Source organism: Ruegeria sp. ABV4_181 (assembly GCF_056158465.1).
Genome location: NZ_JBSWTI010000002.1, coordinates 258,684 through 272,662 on the forward strand (window position 1 = coordinate 258,684; position 13,979 = coordinate 272,662).

Annotated in this window: 18 protein-coding genes; 12 read left to right on the top strand and 6 right to left on the bottom strand. The window is 62.1% G+C overall.

The genetic code is table 11. The annotated features are described in order from the left end of the window. Window positions 1–6: 6 nt before the first annotated feature. Genes ACXAC3_RS01300 through ACXAC3_RS01310 form a run of 3 tightly spaced genes read right to left on the bottom strand, consistent with a single transcriptional unit; the run spans window position 7 to window position 1,987 of the window. On the bottom strand, window positions 7–627 hold the full coding sequence (locus ACXAC3_RS01300; RefSeq protein WP_475154801.1) for a LysE family translocator: 621 nt from the start codon (window positions 625–627) through the stop codon (window positions 7–9). Continuing rightward, entirely contained in the window at window positions 624–1,223 is a 600-nt protein-coding gene (locus ACXAC3_RS01305) for a metallophosphoesterase family protein (protein ID WP_475154803.1), read from the bottom strand. The genes ACXAC3_RS01300 and ACXAC3_RS01305 overlap by 4 nt, the downstream gene beginning before the upstream one ends. Continuing rightward, a complete protein-coding gene (locus ACXAC3_RS01310) occupies window positions 1,220–1,987 on the bottom strand; it encodes a uracil-DNA glycosylase (RefSeq protein ID WP_475163316.1) in 768 nt (255 codons plus the stop codon). Before ACXAC3_RS01310 ends, ACXAC3_RS01305 begins: the two co-directional genes overlap by 4 nt. 85 nt (window positions 1,988–2,072) lie before the next feature. Here ACXAC3_RS01310 and ACXAC3_RS01315 point away from each other — a divergent pair, with 85 nt between their 5' ends. From ACXAC3_RS01315 to ACXAC3_RS01355, 9 genes are all read left to right on the top strand, one after another. Then, window positions 2,073–2,702 carry a scavenger receptor class F, member 2 gene (locus ACXAC3_RS01315; RefSeq protein ID WP_475154806.1) on the top strand — a complete coding sequence of 210 codons (630 nt, stop codon included), beginning with the start codon at window positions 2,073–2,075 and terminating at the stop codon, window positions 2,700–2,702. Between the two features lie 59 nt (window positions 2,703–2,761). Beyond that, complete coding sequence (locus tag ACXAC3_RS01320) at window positions 2,762–3,697, top strand: aspartate carbamoyltransferase catalytic subunit (protein ID WP_475154808.1); 936 nt, start codon at window positions 2,762–2,764, stop codon at window positions 3,695–3,697. Continuing rightward, on the top strand, window positions 3,694–4,212 hold the full coding sequence (locus ACXAC3_RS01325) for a hypothetical protein (protein ID WP_475154813.1): 519 nt from the start codon (window positions 3,694–3,696) through the stop codon (window positions 4,210–4,212). Before ACXAC3_RS01320 ends, ACXAC3_RS01325 begins: the two co-directional genes overlap by 4 nt. Continuing rightward, window positions 4,197–4,592 carry a hypothetical protein gene (locus ACXAC3_RS01330; RefSeq protein ID WP_475154818.1) on the top strand — a complete coding sequence of 132 codons (396 nt, stop codon included), beginning with the start codon at window positions 4,197–4,199 and terminating at the stop codon, window positions 4,590–4,592. Before ACXAC3_RS01325 ends, ACXAC3_RS01330 begins: the two co-directional genes overlap by 16 nt. Then, the gene (gene pyrC / locus ACXAC3_RS01335; protein WP_475154822.1) at window positions 4,580–5,860 is read left to right on the top strand and encodes a dihydroorotase; all 1,281 of its coding nucleotides are present in this window, start codon (window positions 4,580–4,582) and stop codon (window positions 5,858–5,860) included. Before ACXAC3_RS01330 ends, pyrC begins: the two co-directional genes overlap by 13 nt. Continuing rightward, window positions 5,860–6,465 carry a glycerol-3-phosphate 1-O-acyltransferase PlsY gene (gene plsY / locus ACXAC3_RS01340; protein ID WP_475154827.1) on the top strand — a complete coding sequence of 202 codons (606 nt, stop codon included), beginning with the start codon at window positions 5,860–5,862 and terminating at the stop codon, window positions 6,463–6,465. The genes pyrC and plsY overlap by 1 nt, the downstream gene beginning before the upstream one ends. Then, a complete protein-coding gene (locus ACXAC3_RS01345) occupies window positions 6,462–6,752 on the top strand; it encodes a hypothetical protein (RefSeq protein WP_475154832.1) in 291 nt (96 codons plus the stop codon). The genes plsY and ACXAC3_RS01345 overlap by 4 nt, the downstream gene beginning before the upstream one ends. A 174-nt stretch (window positions 6,753–6,926) precedes the next feature. Beyond that, on the top strand, window positions 6,927–7,403 hold the full coding sequence (locus ACXAC3_RS01350; RefSeq protein WP_475154838.1) for a YHS domain-containing (seleno)protein: 477 nt from the start codon (window positions 6,927–6,929) through the stop codon (window positions 7,401–7,403). 271 nt (window positions 7,404–7,674) lie between these two features. Continuing rightward, window positions 7,675–8,208: an outer membrane protein gene (locus tag ACXAC3_RS01355; RefSeq protein ID WP_475154840.1), complete on the top strand. Its 534-nt coding sequence runs from the start codon at window positions 7,675–7,677 to the stop codon at window positions 8,206–8,208. A 50-nt stretch (window positions 8,209–8,258) separates the two neighbouring features. On the opposite strand, the gene ACXAC3_RS01360 is transcribed toward ACXAC3_RS01355, so the two are convergent. Then, on the bottom strand, window positions 8,259–9,245 hold the full coding sequence (locus ACXAC3_RS01360) for a quinone oxidoreductase family protein (RefSeq protein ID WP_475154843.1): 987 nt from the start codon (window positions 9,243–9,245) through the stop codon (window positions 8,259–8,261). A 192-nt stretch (window positions 9,246–9,437) separates the two neighbouring features. On the opposite strand from ACXAC3_RS01360, the gene ACXAC3_RS01365 reads away from it, so the two are divergent. Continuing rightward, window positions 9,438–10,295 (top strand): DUF2189 domain-containing protein, encoded by an 858-nt coding sequence (locus tag ACXAC3_RS01365; protein ID WP_475154848.1) that lies wholly within the window; start codon window positions 9,438–9,440, stop codon window positions 10,293–10,295. A 34-nt stretch (window positions 10,296–10,329) separates the two neighbouring features. Here ACXAC3_RS01365 and ACXAC3_RS01370 read toward each other — a convergent pair whose 3' ends face one another. After that, window positions 10,330–11,316 (bottom strand): NAD(P)H-quinone oxidoreductase, encoded by a 987-nt coding sequence (locus ACXAC3_RS01370; RefSeq protein ID WP_475154852.1) that lies wholly within the window; start codon window positions 11,314–11,316, stop codon window positions 10,330–10,332. A gap of 64 nt (window positions 11,317–11,380) precedes the next feature. Next, window positions 11,381–12,073 carry a COQ9 family protein gene (locus ACXAC3_RS01375; RefSeq protein WP_475154856.1) on the bottom strand — a complete coding sequence of 231 codons (693 nt, stop codon included), beginning with the start codon at window positions 12,071–12,073 and terminating at the stop codon, window positions 11,381–11,383. Between the two features lie 111 nt (window positions 12,074–12,184). Here ACXAC3_RS01375 and rpsU point away from each other — a divergent pair, with 111 nt between their 5' ends. Together rpsU and ACXAC3_RS01385 are read left to right on the top strand one after the other, a co-directional pair. Continuing rightward, complete coding sequence (gene rpsU / locus ACXAC3_RS01380) at window positions 12,185–12,391, top strand: 30S ribosomal protein S21 (RefSeq protein WP_005614280.1); 207 nt, start codon at window positions 12,185–12,187, stop codon at window positions 12,389–12,391. Window positions 12,392–12,691: 300 nt separating this feature from the next. Further along, window positions 12,692–13,795 carry a CAP domain-containing protein gene (locus ACXAC3_RS01385; RefSeq protein ID WP_475154863.1) on the top strand — a complete coding sequence of 368 codons (1,104 nt, stop codon included), beginning with the start codon at window positions 12,692–12,694 and terminating at the stop codon, window positions 13,793–13,795. The last annotated feature ends 184 nt before the right edge of the window (window positions 13,796–13,979 follow it).

Here is a 13,979-nt window from a genome sequence, read left to right on the forward strand (position 1 = left end):
GTGGCGTCAGGCCCTTTCCATCACGGCCAGACGCACCGCAAGCGCAGTGAAAATCCCGCCGGTCACCCACCCCATGATACGCGAGGCGCGTGCGTTCGAAATCAGGATCCGCCCCGCGCCGCCGGCAAATATGCCAACCAGACCGTTCACCACAAACCCGCCCAGCGCGATGATCAGTCCGAAAATCAGAAACTGCGCCAGAATCGAGCCTGCCGCCGGGTTCACGAATTGCGGGATGAAGGCCAGGACAAACAGGATGATCTTGGGGTTTGTCAGGTTCACCACCATCCCGTCGCGAAAGGCAAAACGGGTCGGTCTGGCAGGCGCATCCGCCGCAATTGCACCGTTCCGGATCGCACCCCAGGCGAGATAGAGAAGATAGCCAACGCCCAGCCAGCGGATCACATCGAACAGCCAGGGCATCGTGGCCACCGCCGCGCCCAGCCCCAGCCCGGCCAGCAAAACGTGAACCATCAGCCCAAAGGAAATCCCAGCGCTGGCGACCAGTGCCGGCCGCGCCCCCGACCGCAGCCCCTGACCGAAACAGAACATCATGTCGGCCCCAGGCGTGAAATTCAGGGCAATGGCCGCGGGAACAAAGGCCAGCAGCGTGACGGTTTCAATCATATGTTCACCTCGAACCAGTTTGTGCGCGGACCCAGATTGGCAACCTGCGTGCGGCCGATCGTGCCGCGATAGCCCCAGCTGTCGTGGATATGGCCGCACAGCGCGTATTGCGGCTGCAGCCGTTCAATGGCATCGCGCACGGCCACCGACCCGACCGCATCGCCCGCCGAAGTGACATCGCCATAGCCCTTGGGCGGCGAATGCGCGATCAGGATATCCGCGGCATCGCAACGGTCCAGCAACTCGGCGGCCTCTGCGTCTGTCAGGTCACAGGACCATGCGCCAAACGGCGTGACCGGGACGCCGTAGCCGAGGCCAAACAGACGCAGGCCATCCACCGTCATGCCGGTGCCGTGCAATACATGCACGCCTTCGGGCGCAGCATCCTTCAACTCTCCGGCGCTTTCGGCATTGCCGGGGATCAGCACGAGCGGCGCGGTGATCCCCGACAGCATCCCCATCGCCTCGGCCAACCCCTGCCGCATGTTGCAGTAGTCCCCCGCACCGATCACCAGATCGGCGGCGGCGCTGGCCCCGACAACCTCGGCGGCGCGGTTGCGCGCCATATGCAGATCAGAGAAGGCAAGTATCTTCATCCCACCGCCCCCAGTCGCGCCCTGAGCTCCAGCAGGTCCGCCCAGGCCTGCCGTTTCATCTGTGGCTGACGCAGCAGGTAGGCGGGGTGAAACATCGGAATGACCGGCAGATCCAGCGCCTGATCCCATTGCCCGCGCAACCGCGTGATGCCGCGTTTGCCCAGCACTGCCTGACAGCTGATGTTGCCCATCACCACCAGCACCTCGGGCTTGGCCAGCGCGACATGGCGTTCAAGGAACGGCTTCATCATCCCGATCTCTTCGGGTTTGGGATCGCGATTCTGCGGCGGCCGCCAAGGCAGGACATTGGTGATATAGACGTTTTCGCCGCGGTTCAGGTCAATCGCGGCCAGCATCCGATTCAGCAACTGTCCAGCGCGACCGACAAAGGGCTTGCCTTCGCGATCCTCATCGCGGCCCGGAGCCTCGCCAATGATCATCACCCGCGCGCCCGGCGTGCCGTCGGCAAAGACCAACTGCCGGGCTCCGCGTTTCAGCTCGCACAGATCGAATGCATCCATCGCAGCGCGCAACTGTTCCAGCGATCCGGCGGCCCGTGCCGCCGCTTGCGCCACCGCAACCGGGTCGGTCTGCGCAGGTTTTTCGGGTGCAACCTGCGCCGCGGCCGGCTTTTTGGCCCTGGGCGCGGTGTCGGGCAGCGCATAGCGATCCACCGGGGCGTCGCCGACCGCGTCGGTCGCACCCAGTTCGATCTGCCATTCCAGCAGCGCCCGCGCGGTATGATAGTCCAGAGCCGATTCCATACCCCTCAATCTAACCAGCTTTTGATCGAGGGAAAGCGAATAGGCCTTGATCGGTCCGTCCGTCGCACCGACCATCGGGATATTCATGTTGGTATTGCTGCGATTCCTTCTGATTTCCCTGCTGCTGACCACGCTCAGCGGCCCGGCCGTTGCGCAACTGTTCGACCGCAACGGCCAGTGCCGCGGCGGGCAGTTCCAGTGCGGCGCCCGGTGCTGTTCGGGCGGGCAACGGTGCAGCTTTGACGGCCACTGCATCCCGCTGGGCGGCACCTATTGCGGCGGCGGCCGCACCTGTGGTCCGTTTGAACGGTGCGTGGCCGGCGGGACGCGCTGTGCACCGGCGGGGGCCAACCGGTGCACCTCGCGCCTCGATTGTCCGGGCGGTACGTTTTGCAATGCGCGCGGCGAATGCGAGCGGATCACGCCGGAATTCGACCCGAACACCGCGACGCAGGGCCTGCCCACCCTATGCGACGATGGCCGGAACTGCGGGGCGGGATCATCCTGTCTGCCGGGCGGCGGATGTACGCGCCCCGGCTGGTTTCTGTGCGAAGACACCGGATCGCAATGCCGCCCCGGCTTCAAGTGTTCCGAACATCAGGGCTGTGTCCCGGTCAAGGCCGTCGACTGCGGCTACGGCAAGTGGTGCAAGCCGGGCGAGCAATGTCTGCCGGACGGCGGATGCGAGAAACTGCCTGAAAGCACGGAACCTTAGGTTGCCTCGGCGCGCGCGGCTTTCTATAAGCGGCCCGATTGTCAGACAGGAGCCCGCCCATGCGTTTCGCCCATCGTCACCTTCTTGGCATCGAGCACCTGTCGCAATCCGATATCACCGCTATCCTTGATCTGGCCGAAAAATATGTCGACATGAACCGTCAGTCGACCAAGCATTCGGACGTGCTGTCGGGGCTGACGCAGGTCAATATGTTCTTCGAGAACTCGACCCGCACGCAGGCCAGTTTCGAACTGGCCGGCAAGCGCCTGGGCGCGGATGTGATGAACATGGCGATGCAGGCCAGTTCGATCAAAAAAGGTGAAACGCTGATCGACACGGCGATGACGCTGAACGCGATGCACCCCGATCTGCTGGTGGTGCGACACCCGCAATCCGGTGCGGTGGACCTACTGGCGCAAAAGGTGAACTGCGCGGTGCTGAATGCGGGCGACGGGCGGCACGAGCATCCGACGCAGGCGCTGCTGGACGCGCTGACCATTCGCCGCGCCAAGGGCCGCCTGCACCGCCTGAACATCGCCATTTGCGGTGACGTCGCCCATTCCCGCGTGGCGCGGTCGAACCTGATCCTGCTGGGCAAGATGGAGAACCGCATCCGCCTGATCGGTCCGCCGACGCTGGTGCCCGGCCAGTTCGCCGAGTTTGGCGCCGAGATCTATGACGACATGAACGAAGGTCTCAAGGACGTCGATGTCGTCATGATGCTGCGGCTTCAGAAAGAACGGATGGATGGCGGATTCATCCCCTCGGAACGTGAATATTACCACCGCTTCGGGCTGGACGCCGCCAAGCTGGCGCTGGCCAAGCCTGACGCCATCGTCATGCATCCCGGCCCGATGAACCGAGGCGTCGAGATTGACGGCACGCTGGCCGACGACATCAACCGCTCGGTCATTCAGGAACAGGTCGAGATGGGTGTCGCCGTGCGCATGGCGGCGATGGAACTGCTGGCCCGCAACCTGCGAGACGCGGCATGAGCGATCTGACCGTCGCCCCCCATGAACGCGGCGTTCTGCGCCTGTTCGAACTGGACATGCGCCCGGAGGAGGCCAAGTTCCTGCGCGAACCCGGTGCCGCCGATCAGGTTCTGGGGGTCACGGGGCTGGACCCTGAACAGATCGACGTATTCCCGGTTTCCGATCTGGAGGACCTGGGCATCTTTGGTTACTTGCACGAAGGATGCGGTGTCTCTGAAGACCAGCTGGACCGGCGCGCTCTGGACGCCATGGATGGCTGGGTCATGGTGGTTCGCAGCGCCGCCTTCCGTGGGCGCGCCGCCACACTGAACCCCGGCCCAAAGGTGCGTCTGGTTAGTCTGTTCACCGAAGAGGCCACAAACTGGACCGGCGGGGCAATCGAAACCGAAAGCGCCCGGCCCTTCTCGGCCCCGCAACCTGTACCCGAAGATGACAAGCCGCGCCGCATCGGTTCGGCCGTTCTGGCTGTGGTGATCATAATGGTTATCGGAGGCGCCCTGTGGCTGATCCTGTGACCTTTTCCCCCGACAAGGGCACGTATGTCCGCACCAATACGTGGCTGGCCGCCGGGGCCATGGCCGTTGCGATGATCGTGCTGTGGCTGGTCGGCAACCCGTATATCTGGACCGGAGCACCCGCCGGTCTGGCCGCAGTCGGCGTGCGCGCGTGGTATCTGGCCTCGGAAGAGATGGCCGCCACATGGCAGATGTCGGACATCTCCCTTACCGGCCCCGGTCCGCGCACGGTCGCACTGCATCAGATCGCAGCGGTCAACACCATGGGCAGCTTCGTCCAGATCGTCACCAAAGGCGGCGACAAGCACCTGATCAAATACCAGGCGGACCCGGCCGCCACCAAAGCCGCAATCGAAAGGGCCATGGCATGCGCAACCTGATCTTTACCAACGCCCGTTTGATTGATCCGGAAAATGACACGGACCACACCGGTTGGCTGCAGGTTGCCGAAGGTCGGATTGCCGCGCGGGGCGACGGCGTCGCGCCGACTTCGGACGCGGACGTCATTGACTGCCGCGGACACTGTCTGGCGCCCGGCATCGTCGATATCGGCGTCAAGGTCTGCGAACCCGGTGAGCGCCACAAGGAAAGCTACAAATCCGCCGGTCTGGCCGCTGCCGCTGGGGGCGTGACGACTATCGTGACACGCCCCGACACCACGCCTGCTATCGACACGCCGGAAACGCTGGAATTCGTCACCCGTCGCGCGCAGGCGGATACGCCGGTCAACGTGCTGACCATGGCCGCGCTGACCAAAGGGCGCGAAGGGCGTGAGATGACCGAGATCGGGTTCCTGCAGGACGCGGGCGCCGTGGCTTTCACGGATTGCGATCATGTCGTTGCCAACACCAAGGTGTTTTCCCGCGCGCTGACCTACGCACGCTCCTGCGGTGCGCTGGTCATCGCTCATCCGCAAGAGCCCGGCCTCAGCAACGGAGCAGCCGCGACCAGCGGCAAGTTCGCCGCGCTGCGCGGCTTGCCCGCGGTGTCGCCAATGGCCGAGCGGATGGGGCTGGACCGCGATATCGCTCTGCTGGAGATGACCGGCGCTGCCTACCACGCCGATCAGATTACAACCGCTCGCGCCCTGCCCGCGCTGGAGCGCGCCAAGCGCAACGGGCTGGACATCACCGCCGGGACCTCGATCCACCATCTGACCTTGAACGAACTGGACGTGGCCGACTATCGCACCTTCTTCAAGGTCAAGCCGCCGCTGCGGTCGGAAGACGACCGGCAGGCGGTGATCGAAGCGGTGCGCAGCGGGCTGATCGACACGATCAGTTCCATGCACACGCCGCAGGATGAGGAAAGCAAACGCCTGCCGTTTGAAGAGGCCGCCTCGGGCGCGGTGGCGCTGGAAACGCTGCTGCCGGCGGCGTTGCGCCTCTATCATGCGGATCAGCTGGACCTGCCGACGCTGTTCCGCGCCATGGCCCTGAACCCGGCGAAACGGCTGGGTCTGGAAAGTGGCCGCCTGTCCCAAGGTGCGCCTGCCGATCTGGTGCTGTTCGACCCGGATGTGCCCTTTGTGCTGGACCGGTTCTCGTTAAAGTCGAAATCGCAGAACACACCGTTTGACGGCCAGCGGATGCAGGGTAAGGTCACCGCAACCTATGTGGCAGGACAAGAAGTTTACCGGAGACCCTGATGCCGCCCTTTGACAGTTCCATGACCCAGCTGATCCTCTGGGCTGCGATTGGCTATCTGATGGGATCGATCCCCTTTGGCATGATCATTGCCAGGGTCATGGGGCTGGGCAATCTGCGCAAGATCGGATCGGGCAATATCGGTGCCACCAACGTGCTGCGGACCGGCAACAAGGCCGCCGCCGCGCTGACCCTGATATTTGACGCCGCCAAAGGCGCGGTCGCTGTTCTGCTGGCGCGCGCGCTGGCCGGGGAAGATGCCACCCAGATCGCCGCGCTGGCCGCGTTTCTAGGCCATTGCTTTCCGGTCTGGCTGGGGTTCAGGGGCGGCAAGGGCGTTGCCACCTTTCTGGGCCTGTGGCTGGCGCTGGACTGGCACGTGGGCGTGGCCTGCTGCCTGACATGGCTGGTGGCGGCGGCGATCTGGCGGATCTCTTCACTGGCCGCGCTGGCGGCAGCGGCGCTATCAACCATCTGGGTCATGATCCTGACGAACAGTTCAACCTTTGTGCTGGGGATCATCCTGACCCTGCTGGTCTATTGGCGGCACAGTGAAAACGTCGCGCGCATCCGGGCCGGAACCGAACCGAAAATCGGACAGTCTTGAGTCTGCCCCAACCGTTCCTGCCGGCGTTTTTCGCCATCCCGCCGGGCACATCCACCGGGCGCACCGGGCAAAGGCGATACATTGTCTCGCGCACGGAACTGGCCGGCGGCAAATCCCACAAGCTGGTTGCGCAGGAACTGGGTGGCGGTGATTACATCAGCCTGAACCTGTATCTGACAGAAAACAGCGGCGCGGTCCTGCGCCCGTGCGAGATGCCGGTGCAGAAGGTGATAGATTTCGTCATCGCGTTCCGGAGCGACCGCGACGGCCACACTCTGCAAATCTGAACACGACCTATTCACCCCCGCACAATCACGATTGATTGTTTTGAACGTGAATGGCGGTCTGCCCACTTCGGTGTCGTGACGACCAATTGCCGGTCGCACGGACCAAAATCACTAGGGTCGGCTGGGCGTAATTACGGCGTCGTTGGGTGGCCCGTTTCACGAAAGGTGAAAACAATGAACAAGATCAAATCCCTTATTGGCGGCGTCGCGCTGTCCGTCGCAATCGCAAGCTCGGCCATCGCTGCGGGCGTAGAACTGAACACCTCGACCACTGGCCTGGCGCTGCAGGGCTATGACCCGGTCGCCTATTTCACCGAAGGCGCGCCGACCAAGGGTGACTGGCAGATCACCACGATCCACGATGACGCGATGTACCGCTTTGCCAACGAGGAAAACAAAGCCGCGTTTGAAGAAAATCCCGAAGCCTACCTGCCCGCATATGGTGGCTATTGTGCCTTTGGTGCCGCAATGGGCTTCAAGTTCGACGGTGACCCGAATTACTGGAAGATCGTCGACAACAAGCTGTACCTGAACCTGTCGGAAGGCATCCAGAAACGTTGGGAAGGTGACATCCCCGGCTTTATCGAGCAGGCCAGCACCAACTGGGAAACCATCGCCGAAAAAACACCGGCGGAACTGCAAGCGCAATAATTCGCTCACACAAACTCCCGGGTCGGCGGCAGATCACTCTGCCGCCGATTGCCGTTTGAAACACCCTGCGGGGAATCCTACATTTTCAGGAAACAAAGTGTCCGGACTTCACGGACCGGTGCTGCCGGATGTCATGCCGGGGCACGTCATTTCGGGTCGGAATGTGCAAAGGAACTGTGATCCGGTCGTCAGGCCGGGCCGTAGTGCTCAGTAATAACAACAAGGGCAGCACGGGTCTGCTGCAGACCATTTCGATCGAAAGGAAAATAGGATGACAGGTAAAATTATTCTCGCCTCTGCTATCGCAACCTTGGCCGCAGGGACCGCGATGGCGCAATCGTCAGGCAACTGGACCGGGTTTTATGGCGGTCTGCAGTTCGGCTACGCCGATATCGACACCAACGTATCGGGTGTCGACGGCGATGGCGCGATTGGCGGTATCATCCTCGGATATGACTACGACCTGGGCGACTGGGTCGTTGGTGCAGGGCTGGATTATGACTGGACCGGCATCGAGCTGACCCCCGGTGTCGAGGTCGAGGATGTCTGGCGCATCAAGGCACGCGCCGGTTACAAGGTCACATCACAGGGGCTGCTATACGGTATCGGCGGATTTGCCGACGCCGGAACCGACAACCTCGGCAGTGACGATGGCTGGTTTATCGGCGCAGGCTATGAACAGATCGTGGCCCCCAATATTAGCGTCGGCGGTGAAATCCTGTATCACGAGTTCAACAACTTCAATTCCACCGGCATCGACGTGGATGCGACCACCGTTCAGCTGCGCGCGGCCTATCGGTTCTGAACGGACGAAACTGCAATCAGGCGGACCCGGCGCAATACCGGGTCCGACCGTCAGGCAAGTTCCAGAACAGTGCTGCCGGTTGTTTGGCGGGCCTCAAGCGCCCGGTGCGCATCGGCCACCTGGTCCAGCGGAAAGCGCTGGTCGATATGGATCTTGACCTCGCCGCCCTCGACCTTGCCGAACAACCGCCGCGCCATGGCCTGACAGACGGTGTGATCCGAGATATGGGTAAACAGTGTCGGCCGGGTAATCTTGAGCGAGCCTTTCTTGGCCAGAATCCCGATATCCATGAGTGGCACCATCCCCGACGCATTGCCGAATGAGATCATCATGCCCAGCGGAGCAAGGCTGTCCAGCGAACCCTCAAACGTATCCGCGCCAATCGAATCCATCACCACATCCACGCCCCGGCCCTTGGTGATTTCGGCGACGCGTTCGGCGAAATTCTCGGTCCGGTAGTTGATGCAATGCGCCGCGCCGTTGAATTGGGCCAGACTGCATTTTTCATCTGTTCCCGCGGTTCCGATCAACGTGATCCCCTCGGATTTCGCCCATTGGCAGGCGATCAGGCCAACGCCGCCGGCGGCCGCGTGAAACAGCACGATATCGCCGCGTTTCAGAGGCGTGGTGCGGTGAAACAGATACTCAACCGTCATCCCCTTGAGCATCATCGCAGCCGCCGCATCAAAGGAAATCCCGTCCGGCAACGGGCATACCTGCGCCGCCGGCATCACCCGGGCTTCGGAATACGCCCCGGCGGGCGCCGTGGCATAGGCGGCGCGCTGGCCGGGTTCCAGATGGGTCACGCCTTCGCCGACGGCTTCGATCACGCCTGCGGCCTCCATGCCCAGCGCATGCGGCAGGTCCATCGGGTAAAGCCCGGTGCGCTGATAGACATCGATGAAATTCAGCCCGCAGGCATGATGTCGGATGCGAACCTCGCCCGGCCCCGGATCGCCAAGAGGGCGGTCTTCGATCTTCAGAACTTCGGGGCCGCCGTGTTCATGGATGACGACGGTTCGTGCCATTTGCTGCATGCTGACCTCCTGTTGCCTGACGCCAAGCTAACACGCCTGAAAATAAGGGCAATCGGCACGATTCGGCGTGGCGCAACCACAACGCGAAAATTTGTGCTATACTGCTGTTCGGGCGTTGCCGGCTGGTCCGGCCAAGGGCAACCAAAGCCGGATTTACTCCGCTGCGCTGATACGCAAAGGGAGGGGAAGAAGATGGCCAAGACTATAGGAAATCCGATCAGCTGGGCGGCCCGGAATATCGGCGCGACCAGCGATCATGTCGCCGAAAGCGTCACCCGAATCGGCAGTGCGGACACACGGCACCTGCCGATGGTGCAAACGCTGACCCTGAATGATCTGCGTGCCTGTTTGCGGGCCGGATATCAGGATTTTCTGGAAACGCGGGCCGACGCAATATTCATAGTGCTGATTTACCCGATTGCTGGGTTGCTGATGTTCGGCTTCGGGCTGAACCGGAACATGGTGCCGCTGCTGGCGCCGCTGATCGCGGGTTTTGCCCTGATTGGTCCGGTCGCCGCGGTGGGCCTTTATGAAATCAGCCGCAAACGCGAAAAAGGGGACGAGGTGCACTGGCTGGACGCTTTCGGCGTGTTCCGGTCGCCGTCATTCGGCGCGATTCTGGCGCTTGGCTTCTATTTGGTGATGCTGCTGCTCATCTGGCTGATGGCCGCGCAGAGTATCTACGAACACACGCTTGGACCCGAACTGCCCACCTCATTCGGTGCCTTCGTCACGCAGGTGTTCACGACCGGCGCAGGCTGGACGATGATCATCTTCGGAAACGCCGTAGGGTTCCTGTTTGCCCTTGTCGCACTTGCGATCAGCGTCGTCAGTTTTCCGCTGCTGCTGGACCGCAAGGTTGGGCTGCCGGTCGCCGTGGTGACCTCGGTGCGGGTGCTGCGTCACAACCCCGGCGTCATCCTGGCCTGGGGGTTCATCGTGGCGGCGATGCTGGTTATCGGTGCGATCCCGATGCTGCTGGGCCTGATCGTCGTCATGCCGGTTCTTGGCCACGCAACCTGGCACCTGTACCGCCGCGCGGTTGCCTGATCGGCACAGCGCGGACCGGGCCCGCGCAGATGTCCTAACCGGCCACGTTCAGGACGATCTTGCCGATATGACCCGAGCTTTCCATCCGCGCGTGCGCCGCCGCAGCATCTGCCAGAGCGAACTCGCTGTCCATGACGGGGGCAACCTTCCCGGCCTCCAGTAACGGCCAGACCGCCTCGTGCAGATCCTGCGCAATCTTCGCCTTGGCCAGATCGCTTTGCGGGCGCAGCGTGCTGCCGGTCAGGGTCAGGCGCTTGACCATCATCAGGGCAAAGTTCAGTTCGACCACCGGACCCTGCAGGAAGGCGATCTGAACCAGACGCCCATCCTCGGCCAGAGCTTTGACGTTGCGCGGGATATAGTCGCCGCCGACCATATCGAGGATCAGGTTCGCGCCCCCTTCGGCGCGCAGGACACCGACAAAATCCTCGTCCCGGTAGTTGATCGCCTTCTCGGCCCCCAATTTAACGCAGGCCTCGCATTTCTCATCCGACCCGGCCGTCGCAAAGACGCGGGCCCCGAACGCATTGGCCAGCTGGATCGCCGTGGTGCCAATACCGCTGGACCCGCCATGCACCAGAAACCGCTCACCAGCCTTCAGCCCGCCGCGCGTGAACACGTTGGACCAGACCGTAAAGAAGGTCTCCGGCAGGCAGGCGGCCTCTTTCATCCCCATGTCCTTTGGAACCGGCAGGCAATGCGCGGCGGGCGTCGCCACGTATTCGGCATAGCCACCACCCGGCAGCAAGGCACAGACCCGATCGCCGGGTGTCAGCCCTTCGACCCCCGGCCCGACGGCGACAACCTCGCCCGAAGCCTCCAGACCCGGCAGATCGCTGGCACCCGGAGGCGGGTCATACGCCCCGGCCCGCTGCAACGCGTCCGGACGATTCACCCCTGCATAGGCCACTTTAAGCACCACCTGACCCAATTGTGGTTCGGGCATCGGGCGTTCGGTCAGTTGCAGAACGTCCGGGCCGCCGGGCTGGGTGATTTCAACGGCGCGCATCATCTGGGTCATGGGCAAATCTCCTTTGCGCAAGGCCTAACAGGCAATCCGCCAAAGGCCCAGCGGCAAGACGGGTCTACTTTCGCGGGTTCAATACACCGGGCAGATCGCCCCGCATTTTCATCGGTGGTTTGACCTGACCGGCCAGCCAGTTCGGCACCGCCAGAAACGGTTTCAGCAACGGGTTGCCGTTGACCTGCGCCTTGAGCTTCTCGAACAGCATGACGTCACCGATGCGGCGGTCCAGAAACTCCCATGTCTTCTGATGACCCGGCGAATCGTCGCCCAGCCAGAACAGCAGGGTCGAAGAATAGACCCCCGACAAAGTCGCCCGCTTTGTGTACCAGTTCACATCGTCCGAAGTGTCGCCCAGCGTATCCCAGATCAGGTCGCAGGTCTGCCACAGCGCCCTGGCCCCGTCGGCCGCATGCGTTGGCAGGGAAAACAGGGTCATGCCCCGGCGCACCAGTTCCTTGTCCGGAACGGCCTCAAGACGGAACCGCACAGCCGTCGCGATGCGGTCGCGGAATTTCAGATCGCTCAGGTCGGCAGAATCTAGGCGCTCTGCCATGGCGGCATCCCCTTGCGCATGAAACACCAGCGCCAGATCCACCGCGCCGCGCGGGCAGATCGCACGCGCCAGCGCCGCATCCATGGCGCAATCATCAATGGCGGCACGAAAGCTGGTTTCCGACCAGCCGTCAAACGGCACATGCGTCAGCATCGCGTCCAAAAGCTGCTGTTTGGCGTCTTCATAAGTGGTGGTCATGGCGGTCCTCCGGTTCTCGGGGCCAGTACTAGACAAGATAGAGACGCTTTGCTATACGGCCAACTCCTGCAATTTCCTTGCAACTCTATCTAGAAAGGTGGTGACAACCACATGCAGGTTAGTGTTCGCGACAACAATGTCGATCAGGCGCTTCGTGCCCTGAAGAAAAAGCTGCAGCGCGAAGGCGTGTTCCGTGAAATGAAGCTGAAGCAACATTTCGAGAAACCGTCCGAGAAAAAAGCGCGCGAGAAAGCTGAAGCGATCCGCCGTGCCCGTAAACTGGCACGTAAGAAAGCACAGCGCGAAGGTTTGCTCTAAGAGCTTACCAAGTCTCGTCCAGCTTTGGATGACACTATTTGACGACCCCCGAGGCCCCGCCCGGGGGTTTGTCGTTTTCAGGGCCGGTTGCATTCCGCCGACACGAAGGCGCCCCTGTGCGACAAGCCGCCATTTCCGCCTTAGCAACATTTTGCCCGGCATTTTGCAGCGCAGCGAATCCCGTACAGGTAGCGCGGCACTGCCAGAATTCGCCTGATGTTCGTCAGCCTCTATCAGCCCTGCCGATGCCCCCTGTAACTGGCCCCGTCTACACAGACGACCACTCAAAACGGAGGCATCATGTCCACTGCAAGTACATACGAACAGGAAATGCTGGCGCTGATCAATGCAGAGCGTACAGCACGGGGGCTGAACCCGCTGCAGCTTGAAACCCGCCTGAACGATTCGTCCGAAGATCACAGCACCTGGATGCTGGACACCGACAGGTTCAGCCACACCGGAGCAAATGGATCAAGCGCAACAGAGCGCATGGAAGATGCCGAGTTTGATTTCTCGGGCAACTGGCGATCCGGCGAAAACATCGCCTGGCAATCGGAACGCGGCGCACCGGGCATCAGCGACGATGTCGAGCAGTTGCACCAGAGCCTGATGAACAGCCCCGGCCACCGCGCAAACATTCTGAACCCCGATTACGAATATATCGGGATCGGGATCGAGGAAGGCAACTATAACGGCTGGGATGCCGTGATGGTGACCCAGAACTTTGCCGCAACGGACGCAGCGGTTGTTTTGGACAACGGCAATACGCCCACCCCGCCCGCGGATGTCGTTGAAGACCCTGTGTCGGAAGACCCGGATACCGACGTAACCGACACCGAGGACTCGACACCGGATACCACTGAACCCGATGTCACCGATACTGCAGAGCCGGATACGGACACGCCAGACACCGACGTCACCGAGACCGAAGACCCGGATACGCAAATGCCGGACACGGTTGTCACCGAGACCGAAGACCCTGACACGGAAGCACCGGAAACGGACGTAACTGAGACTGAGGAGCCTGATGCAGAGACACCCGATGTCGACGAAACCGACACGGACGAGACGGACACGGATACGCCTGAAACAGAGGTGACCGACACCGACGAAACGGAAACGCCCGATACCGACGTGACGGACGCCGGCACGCCCGGCAGTGAATGCTTCGACGTCGCAGATTTTCTTGCGGCGATCGAGGACTTCGTGAACGATCTGCTGGTTCTGGTGGACGATTTCAGGATGGACGACTCACCGGTGACGGATGACTTCATGCTGGCCTGGGACGGTTGCAGCGACGCCCCGGACGAATCCGAGACCCCTTTGGATTCGGGTACCGACCCGGTCGACACCAACCTCTACTTTGGGTTTGTCGATGACGGGTGCGCGATCGACTTTGTCTAAGCCCACCCACCGCCGCGGAGCGCCATCCCGGTGCCCCGCGGCACCTACGCCCATGTCTGCGCAAGTTTTCGCACATATGGGGTGAATCCGGCGGTGACAATTCGCCTAAAAGGCCAGTGGCGTCCAGATTGCGGCTATATCCCGCCAAATTCTCGCCATTAATGTCGCCCCAAAATTACACAAC

What these genes read in the sequence shown, in the direction of transcription:
- ACXAC3_RS01355 (WP_475154840.1), top strand. Translation starts at nt 7,675, where the DNA reads ATGACAGGTAAAATTATTCTCGCCTCTGCTATCGCAACCTTGGCCGCA.
- rpsU (WP_005614280.1), top strand. Translation starts at nt 12,185, where the DNA reads ATGCAGGTTAGTGTTCGCGACAACAATGTCGATCAGGCGCTTCGTGCC.
- ACXAC3_RS01315 (WP_475154806.1), top strand. Translation starts at nt 2,073, where the DNA reads ATGTTGGTATTGCTGCGATTCCTTCTGATTTCCCTGCTGCTGACCACG.
- ACXAC3_RS01365 (WP_475154848.1), top strand. Translation starts at nt 9,438, where the DNA reads ATGGCCAAGACTATAGGAAATCCGATCAGCTGGGCGGCCCGGAATATC.
- ACXAC3_RS01385 (WP_475154863.1), top strand. Translation starts at nt 12,692, where the DNA reads ATGTCCACTGCAAGTACATACGAACAGGAAATGCTGGCGCTGATCAAT.
- ACXAC3_RS01350 (WP_475154838.1), top strand. Translation starts at nt 6,927, where the DNA reads ATGAACAAGATCAAATCCCTTATTGGCGGCGTCGCGCTGTCCGTCGCA.
- ACXAC3_RS01310 (WP_475163316.1), bottom strand. Translation starts at nt 1,987, where the DNA reads ATGGAATCGGCTCTGGACTATCATACCGCGCGGGCGCTGCTGGAATGG.
- ACXAC3_RS01375 (WP_475154856.1), bottom strand. Translation starts at nt 12,073, where the DNA reads ATGACCACCACTTATGAAGACGCCAAACAGCAGCTTTTGGACGCGATG.
- pyrC (WP_475154822.1), top strand. Translation starts at nt 4,580, where the DNA reads ATGCGCAACCTGATCTTTACCAACGCCCGTTTGATTGATCCGGAAAAT.
- plsY (WP_475154827.1), top strand. Translation starts at nt 5,860, where the DNA reads ATGCCGCCCTTTGACAGTTCCATGACCCAGCTGATCCTCTGGGCTGCG.
- ACXAC3_RS01305 (WP_475154803.1), bottom strand. Translation starts at nt 1,223, where the DNA reads ATGAAGATACTTGCCTTCTCTGATCTGCATATGGCGCGCAACCGCGCC.
- ACXAC3_RS01325 (WP_475154813.1), top strand. Translation starts at nt 3,694, where the DNA reads ATGAGCGATCTGACCGTCGCCCCCCATGAACGCGGCGTTCTGCGCCTG.
- ACXAC3_RS01320 (WP_475154808.1), top strand. Translation starts at nt 2,762, where the DNA reads ATGCGTTTCGCCCATCGTCACCTTCTTGGCATCGAGCACCTGTCGCAA.
- ACXAC3_RS01370 (WP_475154852.1), bottom strand. Translation starts at nt 11,316, where the DNA reads ATGACCCAGATGATGCGCGCCGTTGAAATCACCCAGCCCGGCGGCCCG.
- ACXAC3_RS01300 (WP_475154801.1), bottom strand. Translation starts at nt 627, where the DNA reads ATGATTGAAACCGTCACGCTGCTGGCCTTTGTTCCCGCGGCCATTGCC.
- ACXAC3_RS01360 (WP_475154843.1), bottom strand. Translation starts at nt 9,245, where the DNA reads ATGCAGCAAATGGCACGAACCGTCGTCATCCATGAACACGGCGGCCCC.